Here is a 16,929-nt window from a genome sequence, read left to right on the forward strand (position 1 = left end):
CACCACCTCCAATTTTTTCAAAGAAATTTCCAACTCTCTGAAAAACAACACTCTTTTCCATTTTTACAACACCACACCGCAAAATCCAAACCCAACACCCCACCAACCATAACCACCACACCCAACGCCAATAGAGCCAACATTTCCATTCCCAGCAAATGAGAGAGGTCTTAGCAGTCCGTTCTCAGGGTGAAATACCCGCGCGGGGCAGCACCGGAGCATCACCGGACGCCCTTCGCTGAAGGACGGCAGGCGTATTTGCCCCGAGAAGTTCACAATCAAATGCTCTGAAACGAGCTGGAAAATAGATTCGGCCGGACGCGCGACGACCCGTCATTTGACGAAGGCCTGCCAATTGTGCAGATTTCGCGGCCAGATACCCAGGAACGGAGCGTGCTCTTGAACAGACGGAGGCGGGCGGCATGATGACGGACCGCAACATGGTGCGGTCTCTCGGCACCGAGCCGCCGATCCTTGCCGACGGCCGCCGTGCGCCGGACCGGCGGGAGATTTCCCTGCGCTGGCTGACCGGCACCTTTCTGACGGGAATTACCTCATGTGTACTGATGGGCGTGGCATTGTTTGCCGCGCTTGACGGTCGTCAGCAACTCGCCATTCCGGCGGAGGCCTATGCAGTTGCCGGGCCTGACCAGGACAGCTCACAGGAGACCGCCAAGCGCGGAGAACGGCTCATCGGTCCGAACATCGCCGCGAGGCCTTCGGACAAGGCGATCCTCGAAGTGCCGACGGTCATTCACGAGGGCGAGACCGAAGTCGTGCGCCGCCAGCCTTTCATGCACGTGAAGATGAGTCTCGCAGCCAATTATGCGGTTCAGGACGAATATCCGAGATTCGATCCGCTGGCGATCTTCGCAGACGACGACAAAAACACGGCGCCGAGAACCGGCAGCCTTTACGGTTCCGACGTCGAATCCCAGGTGAGCCTCCGAACCATCGCCTTTCCTGTCACCGGCGATACTCATCCCTATGCCAGCGGGATGTCGTTCGACGAGGTGGAGGAGGCGGTCCGCACCAACGGCTCGGTTCTGACCGACGGCAACACACAGATCGCCGCGCTGTCTTACATCGATCCGCAGCGCTTCGCAGACGACAGCGAGGTCGATCTGACCGCCGGGCTGGCCGCCCGCGTCATCGAACAGAACATGTCGGTATCGGCACCCGAGCCCCTTACACCGCAAACGCCAGAATATGCCGACGACATCATCCCGGTCCGCCGTGCCCAGCCGGTGGACGCCGCCATGATGGGCTCGGGCTATCCCCGGGCGGAAGCCGAAGATGTCGCCCGCTATCTCGCTCCGCAGATCGGCGCCGACGGGCTGACCGAAGGCGACGTACTCAGGATCGGCCTTATACAGCGAGGCGAGGAGGCACGGATCGTCCGCGTCAGCCTCTACCGGCACGCAACGCATGTCGTCACCCTTGCGCTGAACGACGCCGGTCGTCTGGTGGTTGGCAGCGAGCCACCCCTCCTCGATGCCATCGCATCGGCGTTCGACGACCGCCCCATGCCGATCCCAGCCGGTCGTGATCTGCCGCGCGTATACGACGGCATCTACCGCGCTGCTATCTCCTACGGCATGAACAAGCAGATGACGGCGCAGATCATCCGGCTCCTTGCCAGTAACGTCGATTTTCAGGCGCAGTTGAAGCCGACGGACATGCTGGAGGCCTTCTTCTCGGTTTCGGACGAAGATGGTCAGGCAACCGATGAGTCGGAGCTTCTCTACGTCAGTGCGCGCTTCGGCGACACCCTGACGACCTTCTACCGCTTCCAGGATCCGGCGGACAGCTCGATCGATTACTTCGATGCCGAGGGCAAGAGCATTCGCCAGTTCCTGCTCCGGAATCCCGTGCCGAATGGCCGCTTCACCTCCGGCTTCGGCATGCGACGCCATCCGATTCTCGGATACTCGAAGATGCACACCGGGGCCGACTGGGCAGCCCCCCGCGGCACCCCCATCATCGCGTCGGGCAACGGCGTCGTAGAGAAGGCCGGCTGGGATTCCGGCGGCTACGGCAACCAGACCCTCATCCGGCATGCCAACGGATACATTACCTCCTACAATCACCAGAGTGCGATCGCCAAGGACGTAAAGCCGGGCGCAAAGGTTCGGCAGGGGCAGGTGATCGGATGGGTCGGCAACACCGGGCTTTCGACGGGCGCCCACCTGCACTACGAACTGGTCGTCAACGGCACCAAGGTCGACCCGTTGAAGGTTCGCCTTCCCGGCGGGAAATCGCTCACGGGAGAGGCACTCGCAAAATTCGAAGTCGAGCGCCAGCGCATCGATGCGCTGCTCGGCAACGTCGAGCGGCAGAAACAGCTGGCGGCCCGCTGAGAACAGAAGAAGGCCGAGTTACTCGAAGAACGAAGAAAAATGGCGGCTCACAGGCCGCCATTTCGTTGTCTCGGATTCGTTCACCGCTTACGCTGCCTCGTCGGCGACCTGCCGGACGTTGAACAGGAGGCGATCCGATCCCGCGGCAATCGCAACGTTCGATTTGTCCGGAATTCGGCCTGAGAGAATCTGCTCCGCCAGCGGATCCTGTACGTATTTCTGGATGACCCGCTTCAGCGGCCGGGCTCCGTAAACCGGGTCGTACCCCTTGTCCGCGAGCCAATTGCGGGCATCCTCGCCGAGATCGACGGTGATCTTGCGCTCGGCGAGCAGTGCCAGGAGCCGCTTCATCTGGATATCGACGATTGCGCCCATTTCCGTCCGCTGCAGGCGGTGGAAAAGGATGATTTCGTCGACGCGGTTGAGGAATTCCGGCCGGAACGATGCCTTCACCACATCCATCACCTGGTCGCGAACCTGGTCCGTATCCGAGCCTTCCGGCAGGTTTGTCAGATACTCCGCACCGAGGTTCGACGTCATGATGATGATCGTGTTCTTGAAGTCCACGGTCCGGCCCTGGCCGTCGGTCAGGCGGCCGTCGTCGAGAACCTGCAGCAGTACGTTGAACACATCCGGATGCGCCTTCTCGATCTCGTCGAAGAGCACGACCTGATATGGCCTGCGCCGCACGGACTCCGTCAGGGCACCACCCTCCTCGTATCCGACGTAGCCGGGAGGCGCGCCGATGAGGCGGGCGACCGAATGCTTTTCCATGTATTCCGACATGTCGATACGCACGAGCGCGGTTTCGTCATCGAAAAGAAACCGGGCAAGCGATTTGGTGAGCTCCGTCTTGCCCACACCCGTCGGGCCGAGGAAGATGAAGGAGCCGATCGGGCGGTTCGGGTCCTGCAGGCCGGCCCGCGACCTGCGGACGGCCCGAGAGACCGCCTGTACCGCATCGCCCTGGCCGACGACCCACTTGGCGAGTTCGTCCTCCATGCGAAGCAGTTTGTCCCGTTCGCCTTCCAGCATCTTGTCGACCGGAATCCCGGTCCAGCGCGAAACGACATGAGCGATGTTGTCGGCCGTCACGACCTCCTGAACCATGCTCTCGCGGGCGCTGCCGTCCTGCGTCTCGGCCTCGGTGAGATCCTTCTCCAGCTTCGGGATGACCCCGTAGGCCAGCTCGCCGGCCCGCTGGAACTCGCCCTTGCGCTGGGCAGTCGCAAGTTCGTTGCGCGCCTCGTCGAGCTGCCGCTTGAGGTCCGCCGCAAGACCGAGCTTGCTTTTTTCGGCCTGCCAGCGGGCGGTCAGCGCATCCGACTGCTCCTCAAGGGAAGCCAGTTCGCTCTCCAGCTTCTTCAAGCGATCGGCCGAAGAGGTATCGGTTTCCTTCTTCAACGCCTCGCGTTCGATCTTCAGCTGGATGATCCGGCGATCGAGTTCGTCCAGTTCCTCCGGCTTGGAGTCGACCTGCATCCGGAGCCGCGAAGCGGCCTCGTCCATGAGGTCGATCGCCTTGTCCGGCAGGAAGCGGTCGGTGATATAACGGTTCGACAAGGTTGCCGCCGCGACGATCGCGGAGTCGGAAATGCGCACCTTGTGATGTTGTTCGTACTTTTCCTTCAGCCCGCGCAGGATCGAGATTGTGTCCTCGACGGTCGGCTCGTCGACCATGACCGGCTGGAAACGACGGGCAAGCGCCGCATCCTTTTCGACATGCTTGCGGTATTCGTCGAGCGTGGTCGCGCCGACGCAGTGCAGTTCACCGCGGGCAAGAGCCGGCTTCAGAAGGTTCGAGGCGTCCATCGCCCCGTCGGCCTTGCCGGCGCCGACCAACGTATGCATCTCGTCGATGAAGAGGATGATTTCCCCACTCTCCGCCTGCACTTCGTTCAATACCGCCTTCAGGCGTTCTTCGAACTCGCCGCGGTATTTCGCGCCGGCGATGAGAGCGCCCATGTCGAGCGCCATCAGCCGCTTGTCCTTGAGACTCTCCGGAACGTCACCGTTGATGATGCGCAGCGCCAGACCCTCGGCGATCGCAGTCTTGCCGACACCCGGTTCGCCGATCAGGACCGGATTGTTCTTCGTCCGGCGAGAGAGCACCTGAATAGTGCGGCGGATCTCGTCATCGCGTCCGATGACGGGATCGAGCTTGCCGTCCCGTGCTTCGGCCGTGAGATCGCGGGCATACTTCTTGAGGGCATCGAATCCCTGTTCGGCGCTCGCCGTGTCGGCGGTGCGGCCCTTGCGGATATCGTTTATGACCTGGTTGAGCGTCGCAGCGGTGACGCCGGCCTTCTTCAGGCTCGCAGAGGTCGACGCAGACGGTTCGATTGCGAGCGCCAGCAGCAAGCGCTCGACGGTGACGAAACTGTCACCGGCCTTCTTTGCCGCTTCTTCGGCAGTCGAAAACACCTTGGCGAGGGGTTGCGAAAGATAGACCTGGCCGCCACCGCCGGAAACCTTCGGAAGCTTGGAAAGGGCCACGTCATTGGCAAGCCGCGCTTCCTTCGGATCGCCGCCAGCGCGCGTGATGAGCGACGCCGCCATGCCCTGATCATCGTCCAGAAGGACCTTGAGGACGTGTTCAGCCGCAAATTGCTGATGACCTTCCGACAGTGCGTAGGTCTGCGCCGACTGCAGGAAGCCGCGAACGCGCTCGGAATATTTCTCGATATTCATCGCCTATCTCCACGAGCTGCACTGCCCGCAACGGCACAATGCAGCGGTTAAGGATCGGGCCCCCTCAACAGGCGAACCCGCGGGCGTCTGCGCCCTTGTGATCGTGATATGGGGAGAGAATTTCGGCGTTTAAAGAGGAACTTAAACGAAAAACTCCGGCATATGGCCGGAGTTCCTCGATCCTTTACTTCGCGACAGCGGAGGTCGCCTATTCGGAAGCAGCCGCAGCCAGTTCCGGCTTTTCCGAACTCGACTCGGCGCCGGCCGATCCTGCGTCACCGGCATCCTCGCCTTGCGCACCAGGACCACCGCCGCGACGTTGCCGGCGCGGGCGCGAGCCTGAATTGCGACGACGAGACTGCCTTTGCTCGCCGCCCTCCTCCGCCGCCTCTTCGGCAGCGGCGACCTCTACCGGCGTCCCCTCGATGACGGGTTGCGGGCCGCTGCCAGCGATCTCAGCGGGGCGCGGCGCCTCAGCGGGGCGCGGCGCCGGCGGCGCGACCTGAACCACGGTCGGCTCGTCGAGAATGTCCATGTCGTCGACGTCGCGATCGGCGTAGTCGCCACGGTCGTCGCGCTGGAAACGTTCCTGCATCTGTGCCTGAGCGGCTGCAATGATACGGTTATAGTGCTCGGCGTGCTGCAGATAATTCTCCGCCATGACACGGTCACCGGAACTCTGGGCATCACGAGCAAGCGCGGCATACTTCTCGGCGATATGCTGGGCAGTACCACGAATCTTCACATCGGGACCGGAGCTGTCATAAGTTCGCGTCAGCGGATTGACGCCCTTGCGGTTGAAGTTGCCGCCACCGCCGTTGCCGCCACGTCCGCGACCACGCTTGTTCTGCTGTCCTGGCCTCATCGATTATTCACCTGAATTCTCTAGATTGCTGATAGATTGGCTACGCTGCCGCATCTGGTTAGACCGGATCAAAGCTCCGCGTGCCGCGGGCATGGTGCGCCATTGCTTCATCTGCCGCTGGTGAAAGCCAAATTAACTGATCACGCAACGGGAATGCTCGCTTCGCGAAACTCCAAAGGAGCCGAAATCGAAGCCGCCCCAGACCCGAACGAATCTCTGTTCATTCCCCGCTGCCCGCTGCGTGCCCGCAACCTAGCCCGCTTCCTCTGGAAAACCAAGCGTTTTCTTCGCAAGCGGGAAACAACTTAGCACTTGCAGCAATTTCGCGTCGTGAACAGAAGAACCCGGTCGTTGCCGCCATGGTCGCGACGCGCCTCGAGCAGGGAAAAACCTGCTGCTTCGAAGAGCGCGGTCACGCTGTCCTTCTGGTCATAGCCAATCTCGACGGCCACCAATCCGCGCGGTTCAAGGAAGGCACCAGCTCCCGCAGCAAGCGCGCGATACGCGTCGAGCCCATCCTCGCCTCCATCAAGCGCCGCCAACGGATCGTAGTCCCGGACCTCCGGGTCCAGCTCTGCGACCACGCCTGTCGGAATATAGGGAGGATTTGACACGATGATGTCGAACCTTCCATCGATGCAGGCGAACCATGCGCTCCGCACGGTTTCAAACCGCTCGGCGACACCGTTGATGTAGGCATTGCTTTCCGCCGTTGAAAGTGCCTCTTCGGAAATATCGCTTCCGACAGCGCGAGCCTGCGGGCATTCCTTGAGCAGGGCGAGCGCGATCGCGCCCGTTCCGACACCGAGATCGAGTAGCCGCGCACTGCCCTTTTCGGCAATCGTCCGCTTCAAGTGCGGCAAGACGCTGTCGACCAGAATTTCGGTATCCGGTCGCGGCTCGAGCGTTGCGGGAGAAAGCCGCAAATCCAGTCCGTAAAACGCCCGATGCCCCAGAATCCGGTGAACGGGCTCGTGCTTGCAGCGGCGCACAACGGCTGCGCGCACCCGCTCTGCCTCCTCGCGGCAAACGGCAATATCACCCCGCATCACGACGTCGGAAAGCGACAAACCGAGAATACCGGCAACGAGAACACGCGCATCAGTCGCGGGATCGGCGAGGTTCGCCTCGGTAAAACACCGCCTTGCTTCGGCAATCAGCGCACTCGCCGTGTCGCGATCCCTGCTCACAACTGCTCGCCGAGCTGCGCAAGCTGGCCGGCCTGATAGTCGGAGATCAACGCATCGACGATCTCGTCGATGTCTCCCTCCATCATCCGATCCAGCTTGTAGAGGGTGAGGTTGATGCGGTGATCGGTGACCCGGCCCTGGGGAAAATTGTAGGTACGAATACGCTCGGACCGGTCACCAGACCCCACCTGGCTCCTGCGGTCCGCCGAACGCTCGCTCTCACTCCGCTGACGCTCCATATCATAGAGCCTGGAACGCAGGACCTGCATCGCCTTCGCGCGGTTCTGGTGCTGCGACTTCTCCGAGCTCGTGACCACCAGTCCTGTCGGCAGGTGCGTTATACGAACCGCCGAGTCGGTTGTATTGACGTGCTGCCCTCCGGCTCCGGACGAGCGCATCGTGTCGATCCGGATGTCCTCCGGCCGGATCTCCACGTCGATTTCCTCGGCCTCCGGCAACACCGCAACAGTTGCCGCGGACGTATGAATGCGGCCGCTCGCCTCCGTTTCAGGAACGCGCTGCACGCGGTGTACGCCGGATTCGAATTTGAGTTTGGAGAATGCGCCGCGACCGGTGATCGAAGCAATGATTTCCTTGTAGCCGCCCGCCTCGCCTTCGCTGGCCGACAGGACCTCAACCTTCCAACCCTTCGAACTGGCAAAGCGTTCATACATCCGAAAAAGGTCACCAGCAAAAAGCGCCGCCTCCGAACCGCCGGTGCCGGCTCGAATCTCGAGAATGGCGCTCTTTTCGTCCGCTGCATCCTTCGGCAGCAGGAGAATTTGGATATCCGTCTCGAGCGCTGCGATGCGCTCCTCGACCTCGGGCAGTTCGATCTCCGCAAGGTCGCGCATCTCGCGATCGGTCGATTTGTCCGCCAGCATCGATCGCAGGCCGGCGAGTTCGGCGAGCGCCGCTTCATATTCGCGGATCTTGCGGACGACAGGCTGCAACTCGGCATATTCCGAGGCAAGCTTGACGTAGACGTCCGCCGATGGCCCGGCCGACATGCGAGCCTCGATCTCACCGAATCGGCGTTCGAGCTCACGCATCTTATCGACAGGTAGCTTTGCCACTCTCTACTCCAGGCAGATCATTCAAAGGGGAATGTTGTTGTCTTCCGCGAATCCGGTGAGGACATCGCGTACAGGCAGATGCGTGCGATGGTCATCGAGGGCCGCGTCGAGCAGCTTGCTCAGACGGTCGACATCCAGCGCCAGGAGCATCGCCTTTATCGGGCCGATCGATGTTGCCGACATCGAGATCGACCGAAAGCCGAGCCCGAGCAGGGCCATCGCGCTGAGCGGTTTACCCGCCATCTCGCCACACAGTGTCAGCGGCGTTCCGGCCTTATCCGCAGCGCGGACAATGTCGCGAAGAATGCGCAGGAACGGTCGGCCGAGCACGTCGAAGCGGTCCGCCACCCGGGCGTTGCCGCGGTCGACAGCCATCGAAAACTGGAAGAGGTCGTTTGAGCCGACCGAGACGAAGTCCACCTCCTCCATCAGCTCTTCCAGTTGCCACAGCAGCGCAGGAACCTCCAGCATCACGCCGAACTGCAGGCGCTTCGGCAGCTGGTGTCCGAACTTGGAGAGGTGCTGGACCTCCTTCTGCATCAGCTCACGCACTGCGCGAATTTCGGAGACCTCGGTCACCATCGGCAGCATCATCTTCAGCTCGGCGCCGGCGGATGCTTTCAGGAGCGCCCTGAGCTGGGTGCGCAACAGCCCGGGCCGGTCGAGCGAGAGGCGTATCGCGCGCCAGCCGAGGGCCGGATTCTCTTCCTCCTGCGAGCGAAAATAGGGAACGACCTTGTCGCCGCCGATGTCCAACGTACGGAAAGTCACCGGTCGTCCGTCGGCCTGGCGCAGGACACTGCGGTAGAAACTCTCCTGTTCTTCCGCCTTCGGCATCGTGGACGAAATCATGAACTGCAGTTCGGTACGGAACAATCCGATCCCTTCTGCACCCGAAGCCGTCAGTTGCGGCAGATCGACGAGAAGACCGGCATTCATCTGGAGGAGGATACGCTTGCCATCCTTCGTCAGGGGGTCCACGTCGCGCAGCGCCCGGAACTGCTCCTGCCGACGCGCGCGCAACCTCACCTTCTCCTCATATGCCTTCTGCAGATCTGCCATCGGCCGGACGTGGATCTTGCCGTCGTCGCCGTCGATGATGACCGGATCGCCGTTCTCCGCGAGCGCCACCGCGCCCGCCGCCTGGCCGACGACCGGAATGCCCATCGCGCGCGCGACGATCACCACGTGGCTCGTCACGGCCCCCTCCTCAAGAACCAGGCCGCGAATATGGCTGCGTGGATAGTCGAGCAGCTCCGCAGCACCCATGGCGCGCGCGAGAATGATGGCGTCGGCCGGAAAACCTTCCGATGCGCTTCGCGAGGAAAAACCAGTCAGCTGACGCAGCAGACGGTTGGCCAGATCGTCGAAGTCGTGCATCCGCTCCCGAAGATAGGGATCCGTCAGGCGGATCATGCGCGCCTTGGTGTCGCTCTGCACTTTTTCGACCGCCGCCTCCGCGGTCAGGCCGTTGTGGATCGCCTCTTCCATGCGGCGGACCCAGCCCTGATCGTGAGCGAACATGCGGTAAGTCTCGAGCACTTCGCGGTGCTCGCCTTCCATCGCGACCTCGCGTCGTGACAACATGTCGTCGATCGAAATGCGCAAAGAACCGAGCGCGTCGGCGAGCCGTCGGATTTCCTTCTCGCTGTCTTCGTTGAGGAGATTGGTCACCACGATGCGCGGCTCATGCAGCACGACATAACCGAGTCCGATCCCCTCGCCGTAGCTGTCGCCCTCGATGGTGACTGCCCGCGTCAGGTCGAGTTCAAGACCCGGCCTGGTGATCTTCTTCAGTTCGCCCGTGGCGATCATCTCGGCCAGCACCATGGCTGTCGTTTCGAGCGCCTCAAGTTCATCCTCCCGGTAGCTCCGTTGCGCCTTGTTCTGAACCACGAGAACGCCAAGACTGCGGCCGGCCCTCAGAATCGGCACACCGAGGAAGGAATGATAGATTTCTTCCCCCGTCTCAGGGAGGTAGCGGAATGCCGGGTGGGCCTGAGCATCGGAAAGATTGAGCGACTGCGCGCTGGCTGCAATGGTCCCAACAAGCCCCTGCCCCATTTTCAGCTGGGCGAGATGCACCGCGTCCTTGTTCAGGCCTTCGGTCGCGTAGAGTTCGAGAACACCGTCCGAGCGCAGGACGTAGACCGAGCACACTTCCGCGACCATATTGCTCGCGATCTGACGAACAATCCGGTCGAGGCGCTCCTGTGGCTCAAGCGGCTCCGCCATCAGTTCGCGGAGCCGTTTGAGAAGAACGCGTGGACCGGCAGACAGGTCTCTCATCGCGCGCATGCTCCCGAAAACGGTCTATGTACGGGCGACCCACCACCCGCGTCAATCGTCGAGAGTGGCAAAACGCCTCAGCGGAATCAATTCTTATCGAGGCCGTAGCAGGAATGCAAAGTCCGGACCGCGAGTTCGGCATAGGGGCCGTCGATCAGGATGGAAATCTTGATCTCCGACGTGGTGATCGCTTTGATGTTGATACCCTTTTCAGCGAGCGCCTTGAAAGCGGTGGCCGCCACGCCGGCATGGCTGCGCATGCCGATACCGATGACCGAGACCTTGACCAGGCCCGATTCGCTCTGGACCACATCGTAGCCGATCTGTTCCTTGTTGTCGCCGAGAACAGCGAGCGCCTTTTCGACGTCGCCCGAGGGAACCGTAAAGGTCATATCCGTCCGGGTTCCGTCCTCGGAGATATTCTGGACGATCATGTCGACGTTGATGTGCGCCTCGGCGAGCGGACCGAAGATCGCGGCGGAAACGCCCGGCCGGTCTGCGACGCGACGCAGCGAGATTTGCGCTTCATCCTTGGCATATGCAATGCCGGTGACAACTTCCTGTTCCACGATCTCTTCCTCATCGCAAATCAACGTACCGGGCGGATTGAGAAGGTCGCCCATTCCCGGAGCATCCGGGTCTTCGAAACTCGAACGCACGAAGGTCCGAACCTTGTGCACCATGGCGAGTTCGACTGAACGCACCTGCAGCACCTTCGCACCTAGCGACGCCATCTCGAGCATTTCTTCGAAGGCGATCTTCTTCAGTCGACGCGCTTTCGGCTCGACGCGAGGGTCCGTGGTATAGACGCCGTCGACATCCGTGTAGATGTCGCAACGATCGGCTTTCACCGCGGCGGCGATCGCCACCGCCGACGTATCGGAACCGCCGCGACCAAGCGTCGAGATGCGGTTATCGGGCCCGATGCCCTGAAAACCCGCGACGACGGCCACCTGCCCCTCGCCCATCCGGCGAATGATGTCCGAACCGTCGATCTCCTGAATACGGGCGGCGCCGTGGGCATTGTCCGTCTTGATTGGAATCTGCCAACCCTGCCAGGAGCGCGCATTGATATCCATCGACTGCAATGCGATCGCCAGCAGACCGGAAGTTATCTGCTCTCCCGATGCCACGACCGCATCGTACTCGCGCGCGTCGTAGAAGGGCGAGTCGGCGCCGGCGACTTTTGGCATGTTGCGCACCCAGTCGACCAGTTCGTTCGTCTTGCCCGACATGGCCGAGACGACAACCGCGACTTCGTGACCGGCATCGACCTCACGTTTCACATGCCGTGCGACATTGTGAATACGTTCGAGATTGGCGACGGACGTTCCGCCGAATTTCATCACGATGCGAGCCATTGCCTAAACTACCGTCACGAATGTTGGGTACCGACCGGCACCGCGGAAGATGCGCCCGGACGCAAGGCACGGGCGAGTTGCGGTCTCATAGCCAAATCCCCTGGGAAGTTCAATGCCCCGAGGCCCGAAATGCCGACAGGTCAAGGGGTTTCGTACCAACAATGACCGGCGACACGGAGAGAGCGGTGCATCGTTCGGCAGCGAGACGAAGAGGCGGGCTTTCATCGAGGTGGAAAGGGGAGGCGAACGGCACGCCGAGATGGCCCCAAGGGGAGAAACAGCGCGACCTCGCCGGAAAATCGAAGGCCGACGGGACGACCCAGGCACATAGAATACTTCGTCGCGACGTTCACTTGAAACGGAAACCTGCGCGATCTCCACGGCGATCGCGCAGGTGTTGTCATCAATCGTGCGATTGGCAGGCGAGCATACCCTGCTTGCAGCGGATAACGCGTTGCTCGTCGTTGGACCGCTTCTTGTTCCTCTCCTGGATCATTTCCCCGCGGTCACGCGGCGGCAGGTGACGCATCTTGCGTTCGTACGCCACCCACGCACGTTCCTCGTCATGCATGACCGGCGGCGGGGGAGGTGGCGGCGGGTCGCGGCGCTGCTCGCGAACGCGCCGGGGCGGCTCGCGCCAACCATAATCCTCATCCTCGTCGTCGTTCCACCGCGGCGGCGGAGGACGGCGATAATCGTCGCGGCGAACCGTCGGGCGATAGTAGCCGTCCCGCCATTCGTCCCGATGACGATAGAAGTCCCGATCTCGATAGTGGCTGTCCCAATAGGTGTCGATGCTGAACATCACGGTGGGAATGCCGAGCGGCTCGTAGTAGGTCGGGCCGACATAGACACGGCGCTGCTCGTAGCTCGCCTGCAGGTAGCTCCCCGAGACCCAGCCACGGATGCCGCGATAGTCGACGTCGCACCAGGCCTGCGAGCTCAGACATCCCCGGATGTCTACACGACTGCCATAAGGGATCACCAACACGGGCGGGTACTGAGTGCTAGGACCCGAGCGCATATTAACGTCCGCCGTCGAGTAGGCCGGAGCCGCTTCCGCAAGCGCCGGGATACCAAACGCTCCCAAGGCGGCCGCTGCAAGTAGCCATAGTTTCTTCATGATCGTCTCCTGAGCCCCGAAATGGGGCCTATGCGTATCGAAACAGTAACGTTTCGACATTGTGGATGTTCCGACTTTCCGGCCGTATTGAGGCAAGCTCCGACCGCGCCACGACCGGCAAGTATCAGTGGACTTGACATCCGCAGTCGATCGTCCGACTTGGTTTTGTCGGGAATTCATGGAGATCGGCAAATGACCGAACAGGCACGCACCACCATTGATCAGGTCGAGGTCGACCGTTTTTCAGCAATGGCTGCGGAATGGTGGGACCCCACCGGCAAGTTCAAGCCACTGCACAAGATCAATCCGGTCCGGCTCACCTATATTCGCGACAAGGTGTCCGCGCATTTCGGGCGAGATCCGAAAAGCCACCATCCGCTGCAGGGGTTGAGAATTCTCGACATCGGTTGCGGCGGCGGCCTGCTCTCGGAGCCCGTCGCGCGGATGGGCGCGACGGTGGTGGGCGCCGACGCCTCGGAAAGGAACATCGGCATCGCCCGCACCCATGCCGAGCAGACGGGAACCATCGTCGACTATCGCGCCGTCACTGCAGAAGCGCTGGCTGCGGCCGGCGAGCGTTTCGATGTGGTTCTGAATATGGAAGTCGTCGAACACGTCGCCGACGTCGATTTCTTCATCACCACCTGCGCCTCCATGGTCAAACCCGGCGGCCTCATGTTGATTTCGACGATCAATCGTACACTCAAGGCCGCGGCACTCGCCATCGTCGGCGCGGAATACGTGCTCGGCTGGCTGCCGCGCGGGACACATCAATATGAGAAGCTGGTGCGCCCGGAAGAACTGGAAGCTCCCCTTCTGCAGAGCGGCATGAATCTTGTCGAGCGCGCGGGCGTCTTCTTCAATCCCTTGCAGAACCAGTGGCGTCTTTCGCCGGACACCGACGTCAACTACATGGTGCTGGCGGCCCGGCCCGCGGTGCAGGAGTCCCGATCATGACGTCGCCGGCCGACGTCGTCGCGTTCTGGCAAGGTCAGGGTTACGACAAATGGTTCGCCCGGGACGCTGCACTGGATGCTGCAATCACGCTTCGCTACGCCGGCCTGCACATGCAGGCCGCCCGGGGTGAGTTGTCCGCCTGGGAGGAAAGCGCAGAAGGTTCACTCGCGCTACTCCTGCTTCTCGACCAGTTCCCGCGCAATCTCTACCGCGGCACGGGACATGCCTTCGCGACCGACGGTCTCGCGCGTGCCGTCGCCCGACGAGCACTTGCTGCCGGCTTCGACCGGCAGGTGGATGCGACGTTGGCGATATTCTTCTACCTTCCGTTCGAGCATTCGGAAAACCCGACGGACCAGGAACTCAGCGTCCGGCTCTTCACGGAACATCGGGACCGAAGCGGTGACGAGCGCACGCTCCCGTATGCCATTGAACATTGCGATATCATCGCGCGTTTCGGGCGGTTTCCTCATCGTAATGCCGCGCTCGGCCGCGAGACGACACCCGAAGAACAGAAGTATCTGGACGACGGCGGCTTCAAGGGCTGACTTCAGCCATCCACACGCTCGCACGAGGTTCTCGGCTGCTGTTCGGGGCTAACGAGGAGTTCGCTGTCAGTTTACATCGTCGGGAAGAACAGGGATCGGAGCGACCTCGATCCCCTCCTCGACCAACGCCCTGACATCCGATGGCGACGCCTGGCCGATGATGCCGCGGGCGTCGGCCTCTCCATAGTGAATCTTGCGCGCTTCCTCAGGGAAACGCTCACCGACATCCTCACTGTTGGCGCGAATGGCGGCGACCGCCTCCTTCAATTTCTGAAGGGCCTCTTGCTGTTCGATGGTCACCGCGAGCGCGTGAGCCGCTTCCTTCTTGCGTGCGGTCGACAAGGAAGGCGCCATCAGCAGCTTGGACACTTTTGTGGAGCCACAGGCGAGACAGTTCACCAGACCGAGCGCCTGCTGCCTTTCGTAGTCGGCGCTCTCCGAAAACCACCCCTCGAACTCGTGGGCGTTGTCACAGCGAAGAGAGTAGCGAATCAAACAGTCACGCCCTCCCTGGCGGACAAAGGCGACGTCTCGAGGGTGAACTCGCGCGCATTCCTGAGGTTCGGAATCTTCGCACGCGCGGCCTTAACCGCCGAAACGTCGATGTCGGCAAGCACGATCGCCTCGCCCGTTCCGGCCGCGGACGCAAGAACTCTGCCCCAGGGATCGACGATCATGGAATGACCGAACGTCTCGCGACCGTCCTCATGAAGGCCGGCTTGCGCGGCGGCGATCACGAAAGCGCCGTTCTCGATGGCGCGGGCTCGCAGTAACACTTCCCAGTGAGCCTCACCCGTCTGCCTCGTGAACGCTGCGGGAACGGTCAGCACCTCGGCTCCGGCCACCGCTTCGGCGCGGAAGAGTGCCGGAAAACGCAGGTCGTAGCATATTGCAAAGCCGAGCCTGGCGAACGACAACTCGGCCAGTTGGGCTTCCGATCCCGGACGATAGACCGAGCTCTCACGCCAGCTCTCGCCGTTGTCGAGATCAACGTCGAACATGTGGATCTTGTCGTAGGAGCAGATCTTGCGACCGTCCGGCCCGAACAGGAAAGCACGATTGGCGATCTTTCTGTCGGGAAGCGCGATGGCCGTGGAGCCGACGTGGAGATGAATCTCGAGCTCTTTCGCGAGACCACCCGCCGTGCTGACGATGATGTCGGTATCCTCGTCCCGGAGCACGGACATAAGTTCCTGGCGATCGCGTTGCACCGCGCCGGTCATTTCAGGCGTCTGCACATACGTCGCGCCGTGCCCGGCAGCTTCGCGCACGAGACGGGCCATGGCATCGGCATTCTTCTCCGGGTTCACCCCGGAGCACATTTGGACGGCAGCCGCCTTGAATGTCATTGCCTCACGCTCCTAGTTTGCCAGCATTTCATCGAGCCTGCCGGCCCGATCAAGGGCGTGAAGATCGTCACAGCCGCCCACATGCCTGTCGCCGATGAAGATCTGCGGGAAGGTCATGCCACCGTGCGACCGGGCGATCATCTCCTCCCGCACCTCGGGCCTGCCCGTCGCGTCATGCTCGACGTAGGCGACGCCTTTCGCATCCAGCAGCGCCTTGGCACGTGCGCAGTAGCCGCAGAATTGGCGTGTGTAGATCGTCACAGATGCCATGCATTTCTCCGATGCCGCCGGGGCGGAAGTGGATCTCGTGGTAGGCTCATATAGGATCGGACAATGCCCTTGCAAAGGTTAAAACAGTGACATCGGCGGCACCGGCGCGTTTTAGAACTTTGGCAACGGCCGACACGGTTGCCCCGGTCGTGAAAACGTCGTCGACCAGGACCAGTCGGCGCCCGAAGACGTCCGCGTCACGGCCGGATCCGATTGCAAAGGCACCGCGCACGTTGTCAGCGCGCGCATTCGCACTGAGCCCGACCTGTCGGGCGGTCCGCTTCACGCGCAGAACCGTATATGCAAGAAACGGCTTGCCGGTCGACCGGGCTATGTGCCGAGCCAATTCCGCGGACTGGTTGAAGTTTCGTGTAAAGAGTCGCGTGCGATGCAACGGAACGGCAAGAACGGCATCGCACGCGGCAAGCTCGGGGGCGCCGGCGCGGACCATCCAGCGAGCGAGGACCGGCGCGAGATCGATGCGATCCCGGTACTTCAGGCTGTGCACCAGCTCACGGACGATGCCGTCATGGGTGGCGACGGAACGCAGGCGATCGAAGGCCGGAGGGTTGGCGATGGCTTCCGGCGAGAGCGCTGCGGTTCCATGATCGAAGGGAAACGGCGTACCCAGAACTTCGCAGAAGGGCCGCTCTATGAACCGTATCGACGTCCAGCATTCCGGACAAAGTGCACCATGGCGGGCGATTCGAATGCCACAATGAGCGCAGGACGGCGGGTACACCAGGTCGCGAACGATCGTCGCCAGCGTCGCCAGAGGCGAGGCTCTTAATCGACCCGGCGATTGCGCTATATGATCGTCCATAGGTTGACATTAGGCTGCTGCGGGCGC

The 16,929-nt window shown here is 61.9% G+C and carries 14 protein-coding genes; 3 read left to right on the forward strand and 11 right to left on the reverse strand.

Annotated features, from left to right (window positions below; all coding sequences use genetic code 11):
- Positions 1-422 precede the first annotated feature (422 nt).
- Positions 423-2,360, forward strand: coding sequence for a M23 family metallopeptidase (locus tag ACM6UT_RS09400; protein WP_416797091.1), 1,938 nt, complete (start codon positions 423-425; stop codon positions 2,358-2,360).
- Positions 2,361-2,447: 87 nt separating this feature from the next.
- On the opposite strand, the gene clpB is transcribed toward ACM6UT_RS09400, so the two are convergent.
- The 7 genes from clpB to ACM6UT_RS09435 form a co-directional block, all read right to left on the reverse strand.
- The gene (clpB, locus tag ACM6UT_RS09405) at positions 2,448-5,051 is read right to left on the reverse strand and encodes an ATP-dependent chaperone ClpB (RefSeq protein WP_416797092.1); all 2,604 of its coding nucleotides are present in this window, start codon (positions 5,049-5,051) and stop codon (positions 2,448-2,450) included.
- 208 nt (positions 5,052-5,259) lie between these two features.
- Complete coding sequence (locus ACM6UT_RS09410) at positions 5,260-5,916, reverse strand: DUF4167 domain-containing protein (RefSeq protein WP_416797093.1); 657 nt, start codon at positions 5,914-5,916, stop codon at positions 5,260-5,262.
- Between the two features lie 305 nt (positions 5,917-6,221).
- Positions 6,222-7,106 carry a peptide chain release factor N(5)-glutamine methyltransferase gene (prmC, locus tag ACM6UT_RS09415; protein WP_416797094.1) on the reverse strand — a complete coding sequence of 295 codons (885 nt, stop codon included), beginning with the start codon at positions 7,104-7,106 and terminating at the stop codon, positions 6,222-6,224.
- Positions 7,103-8,182 (reverse strand): peptide chain release factor 1, encoded by a 1,080-nt coding sequence (gene prfA / locus ACM6UT_RS09420; RefSeq protein ID WP_416797095.1) that lies wholly within the window; start codon positions 8,180-8,182, stop codon positions 7,103-7,105. The genes prmC and prfA overlap by 4 nt, the downstream gene beginning before the upstream one ends.
- A 21-nt stretch (positions 8,183-8,203) precedes the next feature.
- On the reverse strand, positions 8,204-10,471 hold the full coding sequence (gene ptsP, locus ACM6UT_RS09425) for a phosphoenolpyruvate--protein phosphotransferase (protein WP_416797096.1): 2,268 nt from the start codon (positions 10,469-10,471) through the stop codon (positions 8,204-8,206).
- 86 nt (positions 10,472-10,557) lie between these two features.
- Positions 10,558-11,832, reverse strand: coding sequence for an aspartate kinase (locus tag ACM6UT_RS09430; protein ID WP_416797097.1), 1,275 nt, complete (start codon positions 11,830-11,832; stop codon positions 10,558-10,560).
- A 403-nt stretch (positions 11,833-12,235) separates the two neighbouring features.
- Entirely contained in the window at positions 12,236-12,955 is a 720-nt protein-coding gene (locus ACM6UT_RS09435) for an SH3 domain-containing protein (protein WP_416797098.1), read from the reverse strand.
- A gap of 192 nt (positions 12,956-13,147) precedes the next feature.
- Between ACM6UT_RS09435 and ubiG the strand changes: the two genes are divergently transcribed.
- Positions 13,148-13,912: a bifunctional 2-polyprenyl-6-hydroxyphenol methylase/3-demethylubiquinol 3-O-methyltransferase UbiG gene (gene ubiG / locus ACM6UT_RS09440; protein WP_416797320.1), complete on the forward strand. Its 765-nt coding sequence runs from the start codon at positions 13,148-13,150 to the stop codon at positions 13,910-13,912.
- On the forward strand, positions 13,909-14,460 hold the full coding sequence (locus tag ACM6UT_RS09445) for a DUF924 family protein (protein ID WP_416797099.1): 552 nt from the start codon (positions 13,909-13,911) through the stop codon (positions 14,458-14,460). The genes ubiG and ACM6UT_RS09445 overlap by 4 nt, the downstream gene beginning before the upstream one ends.
- Before the next feature lie 66 nt (positions 14,461-14,526).
- Here the strand turns inward: ACM6UT_RS09445 and ACM6UT_RS09450 are convergent, their stop codons facing one another.
- Genes ACM6UT_RS09450 through ACM6UT_RS09465 form a run of 4 tightly spaced genes read right to left on the reverse strand, consistent with a single transcriptional unit; the run spans position 14,527 to position 16,902 of the window.
- Complete coding sequence (locus ACM6UT_RS09450) at positions 14,527-14,955, reverse strand: DUF1178 family protein (protein ID WP_416797100.1); 429 nt, start codon at positions 14,953-14,955, stop codon at positions 14,527-14,529.
- Positions 14,952-15,809 (reverse strand): carbon-nitrogen hydrolase family protein, encoded by an 858-nt coding sequence (locus ACM6UT_RS09455; protein ID WP_416797101.1) that lies wholly within the window; start codon positions 15,807-15,809, stop codon positions 14,952-14,954. The genes ACM6UT_RS09450 and ACM6UT_RS09455 overlap by 4 nt, the downstream gene beginning before the upstream one ends.
- A gap of 12 nt (positions 15,810-15,821) precedes the next feature.
- On the reverse strand, positions 15,822-16,079 hold the full coding sequence (gene grxC / locus ACM6UT_RS09460; RefSeq protein WP_416797102.1) for a glutaredoxin 3: 258 nt from the start codon (positions 16,077-16,079) through the stop codon (positions 15,822-15,824).
- Between the two features lie 46 nt (positions 16,080-16,125).
- Positions 16,126-16,902, reverse strand: a complete 777-nt coding sequence (locus tag ACM6UT_RS09465) for a ComF family protein (protein WP_416797103.1) — start codon at positions 16,900-16,902, stop codon at positions 16,126-16,128.
- Positions 16,903-16,929 lie beyond the last annotated feature (27 nt).

Source organism: Ciceribacter azotifigens (assembly GCF_048159625.1).
Taxonomy (GTDB): Bacteria; Pseudomonadota; Alphaproteobacteria; order Rhizobiales; family Rhizobiaceae; genus Allorhizobium; species Allorhizobium azotifigens.

Bases quoted from the DNA above. Each gene is read 5' to 3' on its own strand.
- ACM6UT_RS09400 (WP_416797091.1), top strand. From the start codon at position 423: ATGATGACGGACCGCAACATGGTGCGGTCTCTCGGCACCGAGCCGCCG.
- clpB (WP_416797092.1), bottom strand. From the start codon at position 5,051: ATGAATATCGAGAAATATTCCGAGCGCGTTCGCGGCTTCCTGCAGTCG.
- ACM6UT_RS09410 (WP_416797093.1), bottom strand. From the start codon at position 5,916: ATGAGGCCAGGACAGCAGAACAAGCGTGGTCGCGGACGTGGCGGCAAC.
- ptsP (WP_416797096.1), bottom strand. From the start codon at position 10,471: ATGAGAGACCTGTCTGCCGGTCCACGCGTTCTTCTCAAACGGCTCCGC.
- ACM6UT_RS09430 (WP_416797097.1), bottom strand. From the start codon at position 11,832: ATGGCTCGCATCGTGATGAAATTCGGCGGAACGTCCGTCGCCAATCTC.
- ACM6UT_RS09435 (WP_416797098.1), bottom strand. From the start codon at position 12,955: ATGAAGAAACTATGGCTACTTGCAGCGGCCGCCTTGGGAGCGTTTGGT.
- ubiG (WP_416797320.1), top strand. From the start codon at position 13,148: ATGACCGAACAGGCACGCACCACCATTGATCAGGTCGAGGTCGACCGT.
- ACM6UT_RS09445 (WP_416797099.1), top strand. From the start codon at position 13,909: ATGACGTCGCCGGCCGACGTCGTCGCGTTCTGGCAAGGTCAGGGTTAC.
- ACM6UT_RS09455 (WP_416797101.1), bottom strand. From the start codon at position 15,809: ATGACATTCAAGGCGGCTGCCGTCCAAATGTGCTCCGGGGTGAACCCG.
- grxC (WP_416797102.1), bottom strand. From the start codon at position 16,079: ATGGCATCTGTGACGATCTACACACGCCAATTCTGCGGCTACTGCGCA.
- ACM6UT_RS09465 (WP_416797103.1), bottom strand. From the start codon at position 16,902: ATGGACGATCATATAGCGCAATCGCCGGGTCGATTAAGAGCCTCGCCT.